Origin of the sequence: Streptomyces sp. RPT161 (assembly GCF_027533845.1) — a bacterium.
GTDB classification, from domain to species: Bacteria; Actinomycetota; Actinomycetes; order Streptomycetales; family Streptomycetaceae; genus Streptantibioticus_A; species Streptantibioticus_A silvisoli_A.
Genome location: NZ_JAPZVN010000001.1, coordinates 231348 through 251636, shown reverse-complemented (window position 1 = coordinate 251636; position 20289 = coordinate 231348). Strand labels below are relative to the sequence as shown.

The following is a 20289-nucleotide window of genomic DNA, read 5'->3' as shown; positions in this document are numbered from 1 at the left end:
GGACTGGTGGGCAAACGCCCGTGGGATTAGCTTCATGACCATGTTCGCCGCCTATGCCACTCGTTTCGACCGTGACCAGCCGCTCAGCGGGCTGGAGTTGGGGGAGCGTCCCGAACCGGACGCGCGGCCGGGCTGGACGGTCGTGGACGTCAGAGCAGCCTCGATCAACCACCACGACCTGTGGTCGCTGCAGGGCGTCGGGCTGACCGAGGAGAGTCTGCCGATGATTCTGGGCTGCGACGCGGCCGGGGTGGACGCGGACGGCAACGAGGTCGTCGTGCACTCGGTGATCGGGCAGTCGGGGCACGGGGTCGGCCCGCGTGAGCCGCGCTCCATCCTCACCGAGCGCTACCAGGGCACCTTCGCCGAGCGGGTGGCGGTACCGGCGTGGAACGTACTGCCCAAGCCCAGGGAACTCACCTTCGAGCAGGCGGCCTGTCTGCCCACCGCGTGGCTCACCGCGTACCGGATGCTGTTCACCAACGCGAACGTACGGCCCGGTGATTCGGTGCTGGTGCAGGGGGCGGGGGGCGGTGTGGCCACCGCCGCGATCGTCCTGGGCAAGGCGGCGGGGCTGCGGATCTTCGCCACCAGCCGGGACGCGGTGAAGCGGGCGCGCGCCGTCGAGTTGGGCGCCGAGGAGGCCTTCGAACCGGGGGCGCGGCTGCCGCACCGGGTGGACGCGGTGATCGAGACGGTCGGGGCGGCCACCTGGTCGCACTCGGTCAGGTCGCTGCGGCCCGGCGGTACGTTGGTGATCTCCGGCGCGACCAGCGGCAACACCCCCAAGGCGGGGGAGCTTAACCGGATCTTCTTCCTCGAACTGAAGGTCGTGGGCTCCACGATGGGCACCAAGGAGGAGCTGGCCGGCCTGCTCGACTTCTGCGCCGCCAGCTCGGTGCGGCCGGTGATCGATTCCGTACTGCCGCTCGACCAGGCCCGGGAGGGCTTGGCCAAGATGGCCTCCGGCGACCTGTTCGGCAAGGTCGTGCTGACGGTCTGAGGAGTTCTTCGGGGGAAGCCCGCCAGGCACCTCCCGCCTCACCGCCGCAGTACCGCTCCGATGTGGGCCGCGGCGCCGGCCAGGTGGCGGCGCACGTCCCGTAGCTGGGCCGCGGTGACCCCGTGGTCACGGGCGGCGTCGCGGATGTCGTCGCGGAAGCGGTCCAGCAGGCGTTCCAGGTCACGGGCCGGGTTGGTGGAGGCCGTGTCGTCCTCCGCCGCCCAATCGGGCGCGGTCTCCCGCGGGGACTCCGGCCTGACGTGCGACGGCCGGGAGGCGTGCGGGATGTCCTCCGTCGGGGCCTGCGACGCGGTGGCGCTTTCCCACGGACCGGGCGGGGCGTCCTCCGGGGACCTGCCGAAGCTGCTCATCTCGCGGCTGAACTGGGCCAGGCCCTCCTTCATCGCGCTCTGCCAGTCGCCCTGCCGGGCGTGCTCGCGCACCTCGTCCTGCACTCTGCGGACGATCCGCTGCACCTCCTCGCGGGCGAACGCCTGTGCGTCCCTGGCCTGTTGGCGGGCGGTGCGCGCCTCCTCCTTGGCCCGGCGGCTCTCCTCCTTCATCCGGCGGTACTCCTCGCGGCCACCGTCCCGCCCGTTGCTGCGGGCCTGCTGGGCGGCCTCGCGGACCTCGCGGCGCAGATCGCTGGCAGAGCCGCGGACATCCTCGCGGATCTCGGCGGCCAGTTCGGAGACCGAGTCCCGGATCTCCTGCTCAAGGTCGGCCAACTCGCCCTGGCGGCCGGCCAGTTCCGCCCGCCCGCTGTCGGTCAGTGAGTAGACCTTGCGGCCGCCCTCGGTGGTGTGGGTGACCAGGCCCTCCTTCTCCAGCTTGGCCAGCCGGGGATAGACGGTTCCGGCCGAGGGGGCGTACAGGCCCTGGAAGCGCTCCTCCAGCAGCCGGATCACCTCGTAGCCGTGCCGCGGCGACTCGTCCAGCAGCTTGAGCAGGTAGAGCCGCAGGCGGCCGTGTGCGAAGACGGGGGGCATCTCAGACGTCCTTCCGCAGTGACGGGGCGTCCACCGGTTCCGCCGGTTCCAGCGGCGGCCTGCGCAGCAGCGCGATGGCGCCGGAGACCGTGGTGGCCTTGAGCCGGGCGGCGCCGTGCCCGATCCGGCCGGTGATCCGCTTGGCGCCCCACTGGTCGGTAACCCGCAGTTCGCCGAACGCACACGAGACCGCGCCGCTGGCGGTGTTGGCGTCGACCTCCGCGTCCCCGGGCTCGGGGATACGGATGGCGAGATCACCGGAGACGGTGTTGAGCTGGACCGCGGCGCCCGCGGAGGGGTCCAGGTCGAGCACCATGTTGCCGCTCACCGAGTCGGCCTTGACGTTGGAGCCGGTGCCCTCGATGACGGTCAGGTCGCCGGAGACGGTGCTGAACTTGAGGTCGCCGGAGAGGGCCTGCGCCTCGACGTTGCCGGAGACGCTGTCGGCCTCCACCGGGCCGGAGAGGCCGACCAGGGTGGTGTCGCCGCTGACGCCGTGCACCGCGGTGTCGCCGCAGACCCCGGAGACCACGGCCGTGGCGCCGACCGTGCCCACTTCCACCCGGGTGTCCGCGGGGACCGCGAGCGAGACCACGGCCTCCCGCTTCCAGCTCTTGCGGTCGAGCCAGCCGAGCAGTCCCTTCCAGGGCACGTCCTCGTAGCCGACGGTGAGCCTGCCCCCGTCATGGGTGACGATCAGCGGTGGTCCCTCGATCGCGGAGACCTCCAGCCGGGCGGCACCCTCGTCGGTCCCGACCACGTTGACCGTCCCGCCGACGATGCGGACGTGCAGGGCGGTGACGGGGCCGTCGAAGCTGATCTTCTGTGGTTCCGCCACGGTCCACGCATGGGCTGACATCCGGGCCTCCCGAGGCTGGGGTACACGCAACATATCGCGTCCTCTGCCAGACACGATATATCGCGTACTGGAGAAGTCAAGGGAGGCCCGGAGGTCTTTATTCCTCTTCCTCGTCGTCGAGGCGCGCCAGCCAGGTCGCCAGCCGCTCGACCGGGACCTCGAACTCGGGGTTGAGGTCGACGAACTCACGCAGTCGCTCGGCCAGCCACTCGAAGGTGACCTCCTCCTCACCGCGCCGGTCCTCCAGCTCCTCGATGCCGCGGTCCGTGAAGTACAAGGGGTGCTCCAGATCAGAAACAGGGACGTTTTCGGCCAGCTTAAGACCGCTCGGCCGCCCCTTCGTCCGCAGGCCCGGGGGCATGCGCACCCCCGCGGCCCCCGACGGGGTCGCTTTCGCGCCATCCCCTTAATTCACAGCCGTCCGGCGACTAGCCTGATCTTCCACCACGTCGCACACGGCGCGGGCCAGTCGCCCCGCCGGAGAGTGGAGGGGGCCATGGGGGAGCGGGTCGAGCGCATCGAACTGCCGGACGGGACCGAGGTGTGGGCCCGGCTGTCCGCGCCCGTCCTCGCGGACGGCGAGGAGTACGGGGACTACGAGGACGTCGGCGCCCTCGACGGGGTCGTCGCCCGGGTCCAGCACCTGCGCGGCCTGATCACCGGCGTCGCCGCCTCGGTACGGGACGCGGCGGAGCGGGCCGCGCCCGACGAGGTCAGCGTCGAGTTCGGGGTGGAACTGGCGGTCAAGTCCGGCGCGATCGTCAGCGTGCTGGCCGACGGCGAGTCCCGGGCCGCCCTCACCGTCACCCTGACCTGGCGTGACCGCCTCGGCCGGGAGCCCGAGCCGCCCCGGCACCCCCGGTCCGCGCTGGACGGCATGCCCAGCACCGTCCCGATGCCGCCGACCCCGCCTGCACCATGAACCCCGCACTGCGCCCCGCCGAGGCCGAGGCCCGGTTGCGCGAGCTGGCCCGCGAGGTGGCCGTCGCCATCCTGGCCGCGCCCGACGACACGGCGGAGTTCTGGGGCAGCGGCCTGCTGGTCGCCCCCGAGTGGGTACTGACCTGCGCACACGTGCTGGTGCGCCGGGACAGCCGGATGGGCCGCCGAAGGTGGGCCGGGGACGGCGAGATCGGCGTACGGGTCGGCGAACGCGTGCTGCCCGGCCGGGTGGTGTACGCACTGCCCGACCCCGAGGAGCTGACCGGCTGGGAACTCGGTGACGAGCGCGAGTACGAACTCGCCCCCGATCTCGCGCTGATCCGGCTGACCAGTCCCGTGGAGCACGGCTGCGCCTGGCTGAGCGACCGGGCGATCCCCCCGGTCAGCGGGCGGGTGGCCGCCATCGGCTGGCGCAGGCCGGGGGAGACCATCGACCCCTGGGACGGCACCTGCACCGTTCCCGGCAACGACCGGATCGACGTCTTCCGGCTCGGCCCCGACTCGGAGATCCCGGCCGGGGTCTCCGGCAGCCTGGTGGTCGACCTGGCGCACGGCCGGGTCGTCGGCGTGGTCAAGGCCCGCCGCCGCAGCCGCGACGGCGGCAAGGCGGTACTGCTCACCGCGCTGCGCGCGCTCGCCGACTCCCGGCCGCTGGCACCGGAGTTGGCGCCGGAACGCGATCCGTACCAGGATCTGGTGCGCGGCCACGACCGCTGGCACTACGGGCAGCAGCGGCCCCGCCGCCAGGCCCGTGCCACCTGGATCGACGTACAGGGCCAACTCTCCGACGTGATAGGCGAGTGGACCCCGTACGACCGGGCCAGGGCGCTGGGGCTGCTGGCCGAGCTGCCTCCGCCGCGCAGCGGGGGCGTGGTGCAGCGGCTGGTGGAGCGGGTGCTGGGGCCGGGCACGGTGCACGATCCGCTGCCGGTGGCCTGGCGGGACGGCCACGGCCTGCTGTACGAGCCGGAGGACGGCAAGCAGCTGCTGGCCTTCGTCACCTATCTGGTGCTGGTCGCCGAGGAGGTACGGGCGCAGGACCCGGCGGGCGCACGGGAGTTGCTGGATTTCGCCATGAGCCGGGCCATCTCGCTGCCCGCGCCGGACCGCAACCGGCTGATGGAGCTGGTGGAGGCGATGACCGCGCAGGCCACCGCCGGGCAGGCCGCGGTGCTGGTCGCGCTGGCGCCGGTGGTCTGGGAGGAGGACCGGCCGGTCCGGTTCCGCTGGGAGATCCAGGTGGTCCGCTCACCCGGGGACCGGCAGATCACCACGGTGTGCGACGAGCGGGACGGCGTCGGCTTCGAGGAGGCGGTGGCCCAGATCCAGGAGCCGCTGGCACTGGCCCTCGACCGGGCGGACGGCACCGGCCGCCCGGCCACCGTCGAACTCGCCCTGCCCGTCCACCACTTCGACACCGCCGCCCACCTGTGGACGCCCGGCCGACAGCCGCAACGGCACCGCCCGGCCCGGCCCATGGGCTCCCGCCGGCCGGTGGTGGTCCGGGACGTGGACCGGGTACCGCCCACCGCCGAGTGGCTGGGCCGGTGGAGCGGTGTCTCGCACAGCACCGGGCTGACCCCGCTGTCGCTGCCGGTACTGGACCGCAGCCCCGGCTACGAGAAGCTGCGCAACGCCCCCGTCGAGTCGGTGCCGGTGCTGTGCGGCCCGGTGGGCGACGGCGAGGCGCTGCAGACCATGTACGACGTACTGGACGCCGGCCACGGCATCGCGCTGTGGTGCGCCGAACCGCATCCGCCGGACGGCTGCGGGCCGCGGTGCGGCGTCTTCCGGCGCGAGGCCGAGCAACTGCTGGCGCACGTCGCGGGCGCCGCCGAACTCCCCGAGGCGATCAGGGTGCTGCGGGCCCGCGGCCATGACCTGCGGGACATACCCGGGTCCGGCGCCGGGCAGCGCTGGGCCGAGCACCTGGTGCTGCTGTACGACGACGCGGACAGCCCGCTGCCCGGCTTCGGGGGCGCACGGTGAGTCGGGGTCCGCTGACGGCGTGCCACCGTACGCGTCCGGAAAGCACTGTTGGTCTCCGCGTTGGTGGGTAGTGTCGTAAAGGGAGGAGCGCGAAGTGAACGAGTGGCTCATCTACCGAGGAACCGGTCGCCCGCACGAGGGCATCGACCGGTTGCCGGGTCCGCCGCCGTGGCGCAATTTCGACGGCCACCCGCTCGTCAGCCCACCCGCGCCGATCGACACCGCCTCGACCCGGCGGCTGGGACTCCAGCAGGATCTCGCCGAGCAGTACCGGCCGAGCCCCACCGAGCTCGAACTCATCAACGCCGCACTGTACTTGCGCAGGCCGCTGCTGGTCACCGGCGAGCCCGGCAGCGGCAAGAGCACCCTGGCCCACGCGGTCGCCCATGAGCTGGGGCTGGGCCGGGTGCTGCGCTGGCCCATCGTCAGCCGGACGGTACTGCGCGACGGCCTGTACCAGTACGACGCGCTGGCCCGGCTGCAGGACCTGCAACTCGCCCGTACCGCACCGCTGCCGGACGCCGAGGAGCCGGCCGCGGACGGCATCGGCCGCTACGTCCGGCTCGGCCCGCTGGGCACCGCTCTGCTGCCCGCCGCCAAACCCCGGGTGCTGCTCGTCGACGAGCTCGACAAGAGCGACATCGACCTGCCCAACGACCTGCTCAACGCCCTGGAGGAAGGCGAGTTCGCCATCCCGGAGCTGGAGCGCATCGCCGACCGGCATCCCGAGGTCGAGGTGCAGGACGACGACGGCGGCCGGGTCACCGTGCGCGGCGGCCGGGTACGGTGCCGCGCCTTCCCCTTCGTCGTACTGACCAGCAACGGGGAGCGGGACTTCCCGGCGCCGCTGCTGCGCCGCTGCATCCACCTGCGGCTGAGCACTCCGGACGAGGAGCGGCTCGCCGCGATGGTGCGGGCGCACTTCGGGCCGGAGGCGGCGGAGCACCACGCGCCCGTCATCCGGCAGTTCCTCGACCGCAGGCCGGGCGAGCAGCGATCGGCCGACCAGCTGCTGAACGCCATCTACCTCACCCAGCAGGCCAAGGACGAGGACCTCGGCACCCGGGAGCGGCTCGCCGACGAACTGATGCAGCCGCTCAACCGGATGAGGTGATCCCCGATGGCCACCGGGTCGGACCCCTACCCGCGGCTGATCGCCCGGCTGCGGGCCGCGGGGATCGCTCCGGACGCCGAAGCGCTCGCCGACGCCCTGTGGCTGGCCCGCGCGATGGGCGCCCGGACCGACCCGCCGCCCCCCGCGGACGGTGACCGTCGGGATCCGGCCACAACCGCCGCACCGTCCGCAGACCACCCGCCGCGCCCACCGCGGGAGCGCCCCGAGAGCGCCGGGACCGCTGGGCCGGATGACGGCGAGCGTCGGGAGCCGGTGCGTCCCCTACGTCCCGACGGGCTGTCGCCGCAGGAGGAGTTCACCCAGATCCGGGTGCCGATCGCCGCCGCCTTCCCCGGGCTGCTGCCGCTGGAGCGCGCGTTGCGGCCGCTACAGCGCTACCGGCCACGGATCCAGCCGGTGCGCGGCGAACTGGACGAGACGGCCACCGCCGAGACCAGTGCCCGCAGCGGGCAGCTGATGCCGGTCTTCGAGGAGGTACGGCGCAGGGAGGCCAGCCTGCTGCTGGTCATGGACGACTCGCCGTCCATGGTGGTGTGGGACCAGATGCTCCAGGAACTGCGGCTGGTCTGCGAACACGTCGGCGCCTTCCGCGACGTCTGCGTCCAGTACCTGCGCTCCCGCCCCGACGGCCTGCCGGGCGTCGGCGCGGGACGTGACCCCGGTGAACCGCTGGCCCCCGCCGACCGGTTGCGCGATCCGACCGGGCGCACCATCACGCTGCTGCTCAGCGACTGCTCCGGCGCGCTGTGGCGGCGCGGTGCGGCGCAGCGGCTGCTGCACCGGTTCGCGGGCACCGGCCCGGTCGCCGTGCTCCAGCCGCTGCCGCAGCGGATGTGGCCGCGCACCCTGCTGCCCGCCGAGCCCGGACTGCTGCGCGGCCCCGGCGGACCGGGCGGGCGGCTGGACTTCGTACCGCGCCGCCGCCGCTCCCAGCCGCGCGCCCCCGGAGCGCTGGCCGTGCCGGTGCTGTCGCCCACCCAGTCGGCGCTCGGCGCGTGGGCCCGCGCGGTCGCCGGAACGGCCCCCTGCGCGCTGGACGCCTCCGCCGCCTGGGTGCACGACCGGCGCGAAGTCGCCCCTGTGCCAAGGCAGTTCTCCGAACGCACCCCGGAGGACCTGGTCCAGGAGTTCCAGGCGGTCGCCTCCCCCGCGGCCCAGCACCTGGCCGTCTACCTGTCGGCGGCGCCGCTCGCCTACCCGGTGATGCAGTTGGTGCAGCGCGCGATGATGCCGCAGACCGGCCCGGTGGAGATGGCCGAGGTGCTGCTCAGCGGCCTGCTGCTGCGGCACGAGGAGGAGCCCCGGCAGACCGACGCGCCGGAACGGGAGAGCACCGGGCCGTGGTACGAGTTCGTGCCCGGGGTACGGGACGTGCTGCTGCGCAGGCTCGGCCTCGGCGAGGCGTCGCTGGTGCTCAAGCACTGCTCGCTCTACGTGGAGCGGGTGTTCGGGCGGCGGGCCCGCAACTTCCCGGCGATGGTGGTGGGTTATCTCTCCGGCGGCGCCGGACCGTCGGATTCCGGCGAGTTCGGCACCGTGCCGGTCCCGGAGCCGTTCGCGGAGGTGCCGCGCAAGGTGCTGCGCCGCTTCCAGCCCGGCGGCGTCGGGCCCGCCCCGGGCCAGCCCGCGCAGACCGGCCCGCAGGCCAGCGTCACACCGCCCGGCGGGGTGTTCATCGGCCACCAGGGACGCGTGGTGGACACCGCCCGGGACCGGCTGGCCCGCTTCCAGCGCCACGGCACCATCCGCGACCTGTGGGAGGCCATCCGCCTGCTGCGCACCGCGCCCGCCGACGACCGCCAGCCGCGCCGCACCGTACCGCTGCGCACACTGCTCGCCGAGTGCCTGCTGAGTCTGTGGGAGACCCGGCCGGACGACGGGACGCTGGTGGACGCCGAGCAGAACGCCCGGCTGGCCACCGAGTACGCCGTCGACAGCGGAGTGCTCGCCACCGACGCCGCCCGCGCTCATCTGGTGCTCGGCCGCGTGCTGCGGGCCCAGGCCGCGCAGGCCGAACGGCCTGGCAGCAAGGCCCAGTTGCTCGCCGAGGCGGCCGACAGCCTGGAGCGCTCGCACCGGCTGCTGCGCGGGGAGCCGCACGCGGCGCTTGAGGCGCAACTGTGCGGGGTGGAGGTGGCCAAGGAGCGGTACGACCTCGGCGGCGACCGCCATCTGCTGATCGGCGCCGCGCTGCGGCTGGACGAGGTGCTGGGCTCCTGGCCGTACCGCGAACCGCTGCCGGACCGGGCCCAGGTGGCCAGGGGCGGACTGCTGCTGGCGCTGTCCGAGGACGCCGCGCGGCGCGGGGCCGCCGACGAGGCCCGTTCGCTGGCGCTGCGCGCGGTCGCCGACTTCGAGGCGGTCGCCGCGACCGCCACCGATCCGTCACCGCAAACCTGCCAGGTGCTGCTGGAGTTGGCCGCCGCACGGGCCGCCGCGGCCGCCGACCCGGGTGCCTTGGAGGCGCTGGCCGAGCTGCGCCGGGCGCTCGCGGTGGCCGACGCCCTGCCGGACCAGCCGGAGTTGACCCTGGAGTGCCTGCGGCGGCTCGGCCGGGCCCACGCCGCGCGCTACGCGCACACCGCCGACACCGCCGAACTGACCGCCGCCGACCGGGCGTTCGCCCGCGCCCAGAGGCTGCTGCCCACCGATGACCCGGACCGCGCCCAACTGCTGGTGGAGCGCGGCAGGGTGCTGGCGGAGTGGACGGCGCGCGGCGGTGGCCTGGCGGTGGCCACCGACGCGGTACGGGTGCTGCGCGAGGCGCTCGCCCAGACCCCGGAGAGCCATCCGCTGCTCGCCGAGCGGCGCCTGGTGTTCGGCCGGGCGCTACGGCAGCGGCGGGCGGCGGGCGGCGCGCAGACCGACCTGTACGAGGCCGAGTGGATACTGGACCGCGCCGCCCGTGGCGCCAACCCGGGGAGCACGGACGCGATGGCGGCCCGCGCCTGGCTGGAGCACGGCGGGGTACTGCTGGACCTCGCCGAGGGCCCCGGCGCGGCGGAGAAGCGCGACCAGGCCGCCGAGTCGTTCCGCCGCGCGGCCGACAGCGCGCTGCGCGCGGGCGAACCGCTGCTCGCCGCCCAGGCGTACCACCAGCGCGGCACCGTGCTGGAGCGCACCGCCGGGCGGGCCAGGGCCCTGGAGGCCTACCGTTGCGCATGGGAGCTGTGGCAGCGTTCCGGGGCGGCCGGGGGACCGCAGGCCCGCTCCACCCGGGAGCGGATGCTGGCGTTGGAGGAACCGGAGTGATCAGTACGCGCGAGGCGGGGCCATGGCTGTCGGCCGAGGAGCCGCTGCCCGACTACGCCGGGCTCGACCTGGACGCACTGGCGGAGCGCACCGCCCATCCGGTGCTGGGCGCGGTGCTCGCCGGGCTGCGCGAAAGGGCACGGGCCGCCGCGGCCGCCGTCGCGTACCACGAGGACTCGCCCGACCGCTGACCGGTTCCGGCCCCTGTCGGCGCGGCGGGCAGGAAAGGGGCGGCGGAGCGGGGAAAACCGGGCGCAGGGCGGGAGGAATCAGTCAGTCGCCGGTCGAATATGTTTGCGCCAACTCCTTTGCGGCCATGCACGCTTCATGAGTGAGGTCGAAGGATCAGCGTTCGCCCCCTGGCCCCTCGCCGCACTCGACGTCCCGGCACTGCGTGCGGCGGGCCGACAACCCGTCCCCTTGCGGCAGTTCGTGCTCAAGGTACACAGCCGGTGCAACCTGGCCTGCGCCTACTGCTACATCTACCAGGGCCGCGACCGCAGTTGGCGGGACCGTCCGGCGCGCACCCAGAGCGCCACCATGCGCCGCACCGCTCAGCGTGTCGCCGAGCACGTGCGGCGGCACGGACTGCGGGAGATCCGGGTCGACCTGCACGGCGGCGAACCCCTGATGACCGGCCCCGGCACGGTGCTCGAATACGCCGAGGCCGTGCGCTCGGCGCTGCCCGCGGGCCGCACCGCGCACATCACCGTGCAGACCAACGGCACCCTGCTCACCGCCCACACGCTGGACCGGCTGACCGCCGCCGGGATCCGGGTCGGGCTCAGCCTCGACGGCGGCACGGCCGCGCTCAACGCCCGCCGCACCGACCACGCCGGGCGGCCCTCCTGGCCCGCGGCCTCCCGTGCCGCACGGCTGCTCGCCGACCGGCCGGACGGCTACGCCGGACTGCTGTGCACCATCGACCTGGCCGCCGACCCCGCGCTCGTCTACCACTCGCTGGCCGCGCTGCGCCCGCCCAGCCTCGACCTGCTGCTGCCGCACGCCAACTGGACCGCGCCGCCACCGGGGTTACCGCACCGGCCGCCGTGGGCCGCGCGCCACGCCCGCGCCGTGCCGTACGGGACGTGGCTGGCCACCGTCTTCGACCTGTGGTGGGACGGCGAACCCGGGCCGCGGGTAAGGCTGTTCACCGAGATCATCGCGCTGCTGCTCGGCCTGCCCAGCCGCACCGAGTCGGTCGGCCTGTCACCGAGCGCGGCACTGGTGGTGGACACCGACGGCGCGATCGAGCAGGTCGACTCGCTCAAGACCGCGTACGAGCACGCCCCCGCGACCGGCCTGGACGTCTTCCGCAACACCTTCGACCAGGCGCTCGACCACCCCGGGGTGGCCGCCCGGCAACTCGGCGCCGACGGCCTCGGCGCCACCTGCCGCGGCTGCCCGGTGGTACGGGTGTGCGGCGGCGGCAACTACACCCACCGGTACCTGGAGGGCAGCGGTTTCCGCCATCCGTCGGTGTACTGCGCCGACCTGGAGCACCTGATCCGGCACATCGCGCGTCGGCTCGATACGGCACTCGCGCACCACGATTCCGTTACCCTGCCCGACAGAGGGTCAGCTACGCGCACGGACAGGGGATTTCGGCCGGGGCCCGGTGGTCAGCCCCCGGAAGAAGGCATTCGGGCAGAACGGTAAGCGGCAGAGGGAGACGGTCGGATGGCCGAACGCACGCAGGTTGGCGGCCCCCGAGAGCACTTCACCATAAGCTACGCGGGGTTCAACCGGCCCTGGGCGGCCTGGATCGCGCACCGACTCGAACGGCAGGGCCACGGCACCGCGATGCTGCGCTGGGACCCGCCGGTGGACATGCCGCTCACCGAGGCGCTGGACAACCTGCTGACGGCGCCGGGACGGGTCCTGCTGGTGCTGGACGACTGGTACTTCTCGCTCGGCCCGCGCACCGACGCCGAGTGGACCGAGGCGCTGCACGCCGTCGTACCGGCGAACGTCGACCGGTTCGCCGCGGTCAGCGTCGCCACCCGGGCACTGCCGCCCACCGCGGCCCCGCTCAGCCCCGTCGACCTGCGCGACCTCGACGCGCGCGAGGCGCACCGCAGGATCATGCGGCGGCTCGGCCTGGACGGGGAGCGGACGGCCCCGGACGCCGAACCCGATCCGGCGGCGCCGCGATTCCCCAACGACCCGCCCGCGGTGTGGAGCCTGCCGCGCCGCAACGTCCGCTTCACCGGCCGGGACACCGCGCTGGAGGCGCTGCACGAGCGGTTCGCGGCGGGCGGCCGGGGCGGCGCCCGGTGCTCGCTGCGCGGGATCTCCGGGGTCGGCAAGTCGCAGATCGCCGCCGAGTACGCGCACCGGTTCAGCAACGACTACGACATCGTGTGGTGGGTGAGCGCCGCGTTCCGGGCCACCGCCCGGGAGCAGTTCGCGGCCCTCGCGCCCCGGCTCGGTCTGGAGACCGGTACCGAACTCGGCGACCGCATCCGCGCCGTACAGGAGGCGCTGCGCACCGGTCGGCCGTACCGCAAGTGGCTGGTGGTCTTCGACAGCGCCGACGACATGGAGCAGATCGAGGACCTGCTGCCGGAGGGCAACGGGCATGTGCTGCTCACCACCCTCACCCAGGACTGGGCGGCCACCGGAACCGTCTCCGAGATCGAGGTCCGGCCCTTCGAGCGGGGCGAGTCCATCGCCTACGCGCGCCGCCGCGCCGAACGGCTGACCGTCGACGAGGCCGACCAGCTCGCCGACGCGGTCGAGGACCTGCCGCTGCTGCTGGCGCAGACCTCGGCCTGGCTGTCCACCAACCCGATGGCCGCCAAGGACTACATCGAACTGATCCGCCGCGGCAGCCCCAGCCAGATCGCCATCCGGATCTCCTCCGACTACTCGATGGGCTTCCAGACCAGCTGGTCGATAACGCTCAACACGTTGGCCGAGCGCAGCCCGGAGGCGACCGAGCTGCTCCGGCTGTTCGCGTTCTTCGCACCGGACGCCATCCCGGTACGGCTGATCCAGACCGCCCGCCCCTCCGACCTGCCGGAGCACCTCGCCGCGCTGGCCACCGACCAGATCCGCTGGCACACCGCGCTGCGCAGGCTGTCGGAGTCCACCGCGGTCCGGATGGACTACGTGGAGACCCCGGAGCAGGACCCGACGGTGGACACCGTGCAGATGCACCGGCTCTACCACGGCTTCCTGCTCAGCAACCTGTCGGAGACCGAGCGCGACGAACTGTCCGCCACCGCCTGCCGGGTGCTCGCCGGGGCCGACCCGCGCAGCCCCAGTGACACCCGGGAGTGGGCGCGGTACGCCGAACTGATCCCGCACCTGGAGACCTCCGGCGCGCTGGACAGCACCGAGCCGGACGTCCGCCAACTCATTCTCAACTGCCTCAACTACCTCAAGCTGCGCGGCGAGAACAGCACCGCCCTACGGCTGTGTGAACTGACCGTCCCCCGGTGGCGGGCGGCGCTGCCGCGGCACGACCCGGCGCTGCTGGAGCTCAGCCGGGTGCACGCCAACATGCTGCGCCGCTGCGGCCGTTACCGGGAGGCCGAGGCGCTGGGCCGGGCCGCGGTGGAGGAGCTGGCCGCGGTGCGCGAGCCCGGCGACCCCGAACTGCTGTGGGCGCAGAACAGTCTGGGCGGCAGCATGATGGCGCTCGGCTCCTACGAGGAGGCCAGGGCGCTCTACGCGGCGTCCGTGGAGGTCTACACCCGGCTGCTGGGCGAGGAGGCGCCGCGCACCCAACAGGACCGCGGCAACCTGGCGTTGGCGCTGGGTCTGCTCGGCCGGTACCAGGAGGCGCTGGACCTGCACGCGGTCAACCTGCGCATCAGGGAACGGCTGTTGCACCCGCGCCACCACCTGACCCTGCACTCCGGGCTGCAGTACGCCTGGATGCTGCGGCTGCTCGGCCGGTACGCGGAGGCGATGTCCCGGCAGGAGCAGAACGTACGGGTGCACCGCCAGATCATGGACCAGTTCAACCCGCAGACCATGCGCGCCGAGCTCAACCTGGCTCTGTGCATGCGGCGCACCGGGCTGGTGCCGGCGGCCGAGGCGCTGATGCGCAGCGTGGTGGAGCGCTTCCGGCAGACGCAGGGGCCGCGCCATCCGGACACCCTGATGGTGCAGGCCGACTACGCGACGCTGCTGCGCGCGCACGGCGACCTCGACCAGGCCCGCGAGCTGTCCACCGCGGTGGCCGAGCGGTACCGGGGCCTGGTCGGCGAGGACCACCCGTACGCGATCGGCACCGAGGGCAACGTCGGCCTGGTGCTGTGGGAGTACGGCGAGCGGGGGGAGGCGCTGGCCAACGCCGAGCGCGCCTGGCACGACATGGCCGCGGCCGTCGGCCAGGACCACCCCTGGACACTGGGCTGTGCGCTCAACACCTCCGGCGCCCGCAACCTCGCCGGGGACGAGGAGGGCGCGGCGCGGGTGAGCCGGGAGAACCTGGAGCGGGCCAAGTCGGCGCTGGGGGACACCCATCCGCTCACGCTGTCCTGCAAGGCCGCGCTCGCCGACGACCTGCGGTCGCTGCGGCGCACCCAGGAGGCGGCGAAGCTGGAGGGCGAGGCCCTGCAGCAGCTCGCCGACACGTTGGGCGCGCAGCACCCGCACACCATGTCCGTTCGCCGCCGCGAACGGCCTTATTGGGACTTCGAGCCCCAACCCAACTGAGAAGGCGTTGGTTTGGGGGCGAAGCCCCCGGAGGGGCTTCGGCCCCAGGCCCTCAAACGCCCCGGCCCCCGCTGAACGATCAGCGGGGGCCGGGGCGTTGAACGCCGGAGGCTCAGATCTCGAAGACCTCGTTCACCAGCTGCGCCTGCTCGGCCTGGTGCCGCTTGGCGGAGCCGACCGCCGGGGCGGACGAGGTGGGACGCGAGACCCGGCGCAGCCGGTCCGCGTTGTCCGGGGCGGCGCCCAGCACCAGGTCCAGGTGGTCGATCAGGTTGAGCGCGATGAACGGCCAGGCACCCTGGTTCGCCGGCTCCTCCTGGGCCCAGACGAACTTCTGCGCCTTGGTGAACGGCGCCAGCGCGGCCTGGATCTCCTCACCGGGCAGCGGGTACAGCCGCTCGATGCGGATCAGCGCGACGTCCTCCGCCTTGCGGGCGGTCCGCTCGGTGAGGAGGTCGTAGTAGACCTTGCCGGAGCAGAAGACGACCTTGCGCACCTTGTCCGGGTCCACCGCGTCGTCGCCGATCACCGGGCGGAAGCCGCCGGAGGTGAACTCCTCCACCTTCGAGCTGGCCGCCTTGAGCCGGAGCATCGACTTCGGGGTGAAGACGATCAGCGGCTTGTGGTGCGGGTTGTGGACCTGCCAGCGCAGCAGGTGGAAGTAGTTCGACGGCAGCGTCGGCATGGCGACCGTCATGTTGTTCTGCGCGCACAGCTGGAGGTAGCGCTCGATACGGGCCGAGGAGTGGTCCGGGCCCTGGCCCTCGTAGCCGTGCGGCAGCAGCAGGGTGACGCCGGAGGTCTGGCCCCACTTCTGCTCGGAGGCCGAGATGTACTCGTCGACCACGTTCTGCGCGCCGTTGGCGAAGTCACCGAACTGCGCCTCCCACAGCACCAGCGCGTTCGGCCGGGCCAGCGAGTAGCCGTACTCGAAGCCCATCGCCGCGTACTCGCTCAGCAGCGAGTCGTAGACCATGAACCGCGCCTGGTCCTCGGACAGGTAGAGCAGCGGGGTGTAGTCCTCGCCGGTCTCCCGGTCCACCAGTACCGCGTGCCGCTGGCCGAAGGTGCCGCGCCGGGAGTCCTGGCCGGCCAGCCGGACCGGGGTGCCCTCCATCAGCAGCGACCCGAACGCCAGGGTCTCGCCCATCGCCCAGTCGATCGTGCCGTCCTCGACGCTGGCCGCCCGGCGTTGCAGCTGCGGCAGCAGACGCGGGTGGACGGTGACGTGCTCGGGCAGGTTGACCTGCGACTCGGCGATCCGCTTGACGACCTCCTGGGAGATCGCGGTGTCCAGCTTGACCGGGAACTCCGGCAGCACGGCCGGGACCTCGGCCTCGGCGGCCGGCGCCGCGGCGGCCTCGCGGACCTCGGTGAAGACCTTCTCCAGCTGGCCCTGGTAGTCCTGGAGCGCCTGTTCGGCCTCTTCCAGGGTGATGTCGCCACGGCCGATCAGCGACTCGGTGTAGAGCTTGCGCACCGAGCGCTTCTTGTCGATCAGGTCGTACATCTGCGGCTGGGTGAACGAGGGGTTGTCCGCCTCGTTGTGGCCCCGGCGGCGGTAGCAGACCAGGTCGATGACGACGTCCTTGTTGAACGCCTGGCGGAACTCGAAGGCCAGCCGGGCCACCCGGACCACGGCCTCCGGGTCGTCACCGTTGACGTGGAAGATCGGCGCCTCGATCATCCGGGCCACGTCGGTGCAGTACATCGACGAGCGCGAGGAGGCCGGGGGAGCGGTGAAGCCCACCTGGTTGTTGATCACGATGTGCACGGTGCCGCCGGTGCGGTAGCCGCGCAGCTGCGACATGTTGAGCGTCTCGGCCACCACGCCCTGGCCCGCGAAGGCCGCGTCGCCGTGCAGCTGGACGGGCAGCACGGTGAAGTCGGTGCCCGCTTTGCCGATCAGGTCCTGCTTGGCCCGGGCGATGCCCTCGACCACCGGGTCGACGGTCTCCAGGTGCGAGGGGTTGGCGGCCAGCGAGACCTTGATCTGCTCGCCGTCCAGACCGGTGAAGGTGCCCTGGGCGCCCAGGTGGTACTTCACGTCGCCGGAGCCGTGCATCGACTTCGGGTCGAGGTTGCCCTCGAACTCCCGGAAGATCTGCGCGTAGGACTTGCCGACGATGTTGGCCAGCACGTTGAGCCGGCCGCGGTGCGCCATGCCGATGACGACCTCGTCCAGCCGGGACTCGGCGGCGGAGTCGAGGACGGCGTCCAGCAGCGGGATGACGGACTCGCCGCCCTCCAGCGAGAAGCGCTTCTGGCCGACGTACTTGGTCTGCAGGAAGGTCTCGAACGCCTCGGCCGCGTTCAGGCGGCGCAGGATGCGAAGCTGCTCCTCGCGCTCCGGCTTGGTGTGCGGGCGCTCGACCCGGTCCTGGATCCACTTGCGCTGCTTGGGGTCCTGGATGTGCATGAACTCGATGCCGACGGTGCGGCAGTACGAGTCGCGCAGCACACCGAGGATGTCGCGCAGCTTCATCATCGACTTGCCCGCGAAACCGCCGACCGCGAACTCGCGCTCCAGGTCCCACAGGGTCAGGCCGTGCTCGATGATGTCCAGGTCGGGGTGCTTGCGCTGCTTGTACTCCAGCGGGTCGGTGTCGGCCATGACGTGGCCGCGCACCCGGTAGGAGTGGATCAGCTCGAAGACCCGGGCGGCCTTGGTGACGTCGTCGTCGTGCGCGGTGTCGATGTCCTGGCGCCAGCGGACCGGCTCGTAGGGGATGCGCAGCGACTCGAAGATCTTGTCGTAGAACTCGTCCTCGCCCAGCAGCAGCTGGTGCATCACCCGCAGGAACTCGCCGGACGCGGCGCCCTGGATCACCCGGTGGTCATAGGTGCTGGTCAGCGTCATGACCTTGGAGATGCCCAGACGGTTCAGGGTCTCCTGGGAGGTGCCCTGGAACTCGGCCGGGTAGTCCATCGAGCCAACGCCCATGATCATGGACTGGCCGCCCATCAGCCGCGGCACGGAGTGCACGGTGCCGATGCCGCCCGGGTTGGTCAGCGAGGCGGTGACGCCGGTGAAGTCGTCCATCGTCAGCTTGCCGTTGCGGGCGCGGCGGACGATGTCCTCGTAGGCCTGCCAGAACTCGAAGAAGTTCAGCGTCTCGGCCTTCTTGATCGCCGCGACGACCAGCTGGCGGTCACCGTTCGGCTTGACCAGGTCGATCGCCAGGCCGAGGTTGACGTGCTCGGGCTTGACCAGCGTCGGCTTGCCGTCCTTCTCCATGAACGAGTAGTTCATGGAGGGCATCGCCTTCATCGCCTGCACCATCGCGTAGCCGATGATGTGGGTGAAGGACACCTTGCCGCCGCGGGCGCGCTTGAGGTGGTTGTTGATGACGATGCGGTTGTCGAACAGCAGCTTGACCGGGACCGCGCGGACGCTGGTCGCCGTCGGCAGCTCAAGGCTGGCGTTCATGTTCTTGGCGACGGCCGCGGCGGGGCCGCGCAGCGTGATCAGCTCGGGGCCCAGCGGCGCCTCGGTCTCCGGCTCCGCCTTGGCCTTCGGCGCGGGAGCGGCGGCGGGCTTCGGCGCGGCCGCGGCGGGCGCGGGCTTCGCGGCGGGGGCGGCCGGAGCCGGCTGCTGTGCGGGGGCAGCCGGGGCCGGGGCGGCCTGCGCGGCGGGCGCGGGGGCGGCGGCGGGAGGCTTCGGGGCCGACGGCGCGGCCGGAGCGGGGGCGGGCGCCGCGGGGGCGGCCGTGCCGGTCGGCGGCGGAGTGGCGACCGCCGAGCCGGTGTCCGTGCCCGGCTTGTAGTCCGCGAAGAAGTCCCACCAGGCTCGGTCTACCGAGTTCGGGTCCTGGAGGTACTGCTGGTAGATCTCATCGACGAGCCACTCGTTCGGCCCGAAACCGGACGCAGGGCTCTTGCCCTGACCATCAGGGTCGGTCGAGACACTCGATGTGTTGGGGGACTGTGACGACACGGCGGCAACCGCCCTCTTCCGCTTCACAAGGTGGTGGACAGCGGAAATAAAGGCTACGCCTACCGGGCGGGTACGCGCAGGTTACGAGGGGCAGTCGTCGTGTACGTCACACCGAAAACTTGGTTTGGCGGCTGGCTTTGGCGGGAAATCGGCATTCTTTTGGGCGCCCGCGCGCTGCCCATGCCCGCGCAGAGGCGCCCATTCGGCCTGCGGCCTGCGGTTTCCTGCTCCGCTGTGGTGCTCTTGTTCGAGACCGTGCGTCAATCCAACGCTTGATCCTTACCCGGAAGGGTGAGGTGGATGCGGCAGCCGCGGGGGGATTCGGCCACCCGGATCCGGCCACCGTGCAGTTCCACGGCCCAACGGGCGATGGCCAGCCCCAGCCCGGTGCCGCCGTCGCTGCCCGAACCGTGCGGGGCGGGGATGCTGCCCCTGCTGAACCGTTCGAAGACCTTCGAGCGCTGCGACTCCGGGATGCCGGGACCCTCGTCGAGCACCTCCAGCTCCAGGCTCTCCGGGCCCGCGCCGCGCCGGGCGCGCACGGTGACCCGGCCACTGGGCGGGCTGTGCCTGACGGCGTTGTCGATCAGGTTGGAGACCACCTGGTGCAGCCGCTCCGCGTCGGCGTAGGCGGTCAGCTCCGGCGGGGAGACGTCGAGGTGCAGATGGACGTCGCCGCGGGAGCGGGAGTGCGACGGGGACGCCAGCGCCACGCCCGGCTTGATGCTCGCCGCCTTCAGCACCCCGGACAGGTAAGGCCACACCTCGAAGCGCCGGGCGTCCAGCGGCACCACACCGCTGTCCAGCCGGGACAGGTCCAGCAGGTCGGCCACCAGTCGGCCGAGCCGCTCCGTCTGCGCGAGCGCCGCCCGCATGGTCTCCGGGTCGGCCTCGCAGACGCCGTCCACCACGTTCTCCAGCAGGGCGCGCAGGCCCGATATCGGGGTGCGCAGCTCATGGGAGACGTTGGCCACCAGCTCCTTGCGGTGCCGGTCGGCGGCCTCCAGGTCGGCGGCCATGCTGTTGAAGGTGACGGCCAGCTCGCCGAGCTCGTCCCTGCGGCCGGTGCGTACCCGGCGGCTGTAGTCGCCCTGGGCCATCGCGCGGGCGACCGCGGTCATCTCGCGCAGTGGTGAGGTCAGCCCGTGGGAGACGAACTGCATCAGCAGCATCGAGGTGATGATGGAGAAGATGGTGATCACCCGCAGTTCGGTCTCCGAGTGGATGGCCACCAGGACCAGCAGGGTGGTCAGGAAGACCGAGCTGATCACCAGCAGTCCCAGGGCCGCCTTGATCGACCGGAAAGGGTCGACGGGGCGCAGACCGTCCCAGATCCACTGCCACGCGCGGGTGCGCTCGGCGGTCGGCGACCGCCGGAAGAACCGGGAGCCGCCCGGTACCCGGCTACGACTCATTCCCACCTACCTCCGGCGCCTTCCAGCGGGTCGCGACCGGGTCGACAAAGGCACCCCAGGGGCGTGGGCACCCGTTCCGCGGCGGAACGGGTGTGGG

13 protein-coding genes are annotated in these 20289 nt (G+C 72.7%); 8 read left to right on the top strand and 5 right to left on the bottom strand.

The window, feature by feature from the left end:
* The first annotated feature begins 40 nt into the window (after window positions 1-40).
* Window positions 41-1003, top strand: coding sequence for a zinc-binding dehydrogenase (locus tag O5O46_RS01025; protein ID WP_269853881.1), 963 nt, complete (start codon window positions 41-43; stop codon window positions 1001-1003).
* A gap of 38 nt (window positions 1004-1041) precedes the next feature.
* On the opposite strand, the gene O5O46_RS01020 is transcribed toward O5O46_RS01025, so the two are convergent.
* The 3 genes from O5O46_RS01020 to O5O46_RS01010 all read right to left on the bottom strand — a co-directional run bounded on the left by O5O46_RS01020 (window position 1042) and on the right by O5O46_RS01010 (window position 3128).
* Window positions 1042-1992, bottom strand: a complete 951-nt coding sequence (locus O5O46_RS01020) for a PadR family transcriptional regulator (protein ID WP_269853247.1) — start codon at window positions 1990-1992, stop codon at window positions 1042-1044.
* Between the two features lies 1 nt (window position 1993).
* Window positions 1994-2851, bottom strand: coding sequence for a DUF4097 family beta strand repeat-containing protein (locus O5O46_RS01015; protein ID WP_269853246.1), 858 nt, complete (start codon window positions 2849-2851; stop codon window positions 1994-1996).
* Between the two features lie 97 nt (window positions 2852-2948).
* Entirely contained in the window at window positions 2949-3128 is a 180-nt protein-coding gene (locus O5O46_RS01010; RefSeq protein WP_269853245.1) for a DUF6104 family protein, read from the bottom strand.
* A gap of 219 nt (window positions 3129-3347) precedes the next feature.
* On the opposite strand from O5O46_RS01010, the gene O5O46_RS01005 reads away from it, so the two are divergent.
* The 7 genes from O5O46_RS01005 to fxsT all read left to right on the top strand — a co-directional run bounded on the left by O5O46_RS01005 (window position 3348) and on the right by fxsT (window position 14840).
* Entirely contained in the window at window positions 3348-3773 is a 426-nt protein-coding gene (locus O5O46_RS01005) for a CU044_2847 family protein (protein WP_269853244.1), read from the top strand.
* Window positions 3770-5782, top strand: a complete 2013-nt coding sequence (locus tag O5O46_RS01000) for a VMAP-C domain-containing protein (protein ID WP_269853243.1) — start codon at window positions 3770-3772, stop codon at window positions 5780-5782. The genes O5O46_RS01005 and O5O46_RS01000 overlap by 4 nt, the downstream gene beginning before the upstream one ends.
* A 94-nt stretch (window positions 5783-5876) precedes the next feature.
* Window positions 5877-6896 (top strand): AAA family ATPase, encoded by a 1020-nt coding sequence (locus O5O46_RS00995; protein WP_269853242.1) that lies wholly within the window; start codon window positions 5877-5879, stop codon window positions 6894-6896.
* A 6-nt stretch (window positions 6897-6902) separates the two neighbouring features.
* Window positions 6903-10169 carry an SAV_2336 N-terminal domain-related protein gene (locus tag O5O46_RS00990; RefSeq protein WP_269853241.1) on the top strand — a complete coding sequence of 1089 codons (3267 nt, stop codon included), beginning with the start codon at window positions 6903-6905 and terminating at the stop codon, window positions 10167-10169.
* Window positions 10166-10360: a YxD-tail cyclophane-containing RiPP peptide gene (locus tag O5O46_RS00985; protein ID WP_269853240.1), complete on the top strand. Its 195-nt coding sequence runs from the start codon at window positions 10166-10168 to the stop codon at window positions 10358-10360. The genes O5O46_RS00990 and O5O46_RS00985 overlap by 4 nt, the downstream gene beginning before the upstream one ends.
* A 136-nt stretch (window positions 10361-10496) precedes the next feature.
* Window positions 10497-11828, top strand: a complete 1332-nt coding sequence (locus tag O5O46_RS00980) for an FxsB family cyclophane-forming radical SAM/SPASM peptide maturase (RefSeq protein WP_269853239.1) — start codon at window positions 10497-10499, stop codon at window positions 11826-11828.
* 21 nt (window positions 11829-11849) lie between these two features.
* On the top strand, window positions 11850-14840 hold the full coding sequence (fxsT, locus tag O5O46_RS00975; protein WP_269853238.1) for an FxSxx-COOH system tetratricopeptide repeat protein: 2991 nt from the start codon (window positions 11850-11852) through the stop codon (window positions 14838-14840).
* A gap of 112 nt (window positions 14841-14952) precedes the next feature.
* Here the strand turns inward: fxsT and O5O46_RS00970 are convergent, their stop codons facing one another.
* Window positions 14953-18777 carry a multifunctional oxoglutarate decarboxylase/oxoglutarate dehydrogenase thiamine pyrophosphate-binding subunit/dihydrolipoyllysine-residue succinyltransferase subunit gene (locus tag O5O46_RS00970; RefSeq protein ID WP_269853237.1) on the bottom strand — a complete coding sequence of 1275 codons (3825 nt, stop codon included), beginning with the start codon at window positions 18775-18777 and terminating at the stop codon, window positions 14953-14955.
* A gap of 260 nt (window positions 18778-19037) precedes the next feature.
* Window positions 19038-20192: a sensor histidine kinase gene (locus O5O46_RS00965; RefSeq protein WP_269853236.1), complete on the bottom strand. Its 1155-nt coding sequence runs from the start codon at window positions 20190-20192 to the stop codon at window positions 19038-19040.
* Window positions 20193-20289: the final 97 nt, after the last annotated feature.

Bases quoted from the DNA above. Each gene is read 5' to 3' on its own strand.
- O5O46_RS01025 (WP_269853881.1), top strand. From the start codon at position 41: ATGTTCGCCGCCTATGCCACTCGTTTCGACCGTGACCAGCCGCTCAGC.
- O5O46_RS00990 (WP_269853241.1), top strand. From the start codon at position 6,903: ATGGCCACCGGGTCGGACCCCTACCCGCGGCTGATCGCCCGGCTGCGG.
- O5O46_RS01005 (WP_269853244.1), top strand. From the start codon at position 3,348: ATGGGGGAGCGGGTCGAGCGCATCGAACTGCCGGACGGGACCGAGGTG.
- O5O46_RS01015 (WP_269853246.1), bottom strand. From the start codon at position 2,851: ATGTCAGCCCATGCGTGGACCGTGGCGGAACCACAGAAGATCAGCTTC.
- fxsT (WP_269853238.1), top strand. From the start codon at position 11,850: ATGGCCGAACGCACGCAGGTTGGCGGCCCCCGAGAGCACTTCACCATA.
- O5O46_RS00965 (WP_269853236.1), bottom strand. From the start codon at position 20,192: ATGAGTCGTAGCCGGGTACCGGGCGGCTCCCGGTTCTTCCGGCGGTCG.
- O5O46_RS01000 (WP_269853243.1), top strand. From the start codon at position 3,770: ATGAACCCCGCACTGCGCCCCGCCGAGGCCGAGGCCCGGTTGCGCGAG.
- O5O46_RS00980 (WP_269853239.1), top strand. From the start codon at position 10,497: ATGAGTGAGGTCGAAGGATCAGCGTTCGCCCCCTGGCCCCTCGCCGCA.
- O5O46_RS01020 (WP_269853247.1), bottom strand. From the start codon at position 1,992: ATGCCCCCCGTCTTCGCACACGGCCGCCTGCGGCTCTACCTGCTCAAG.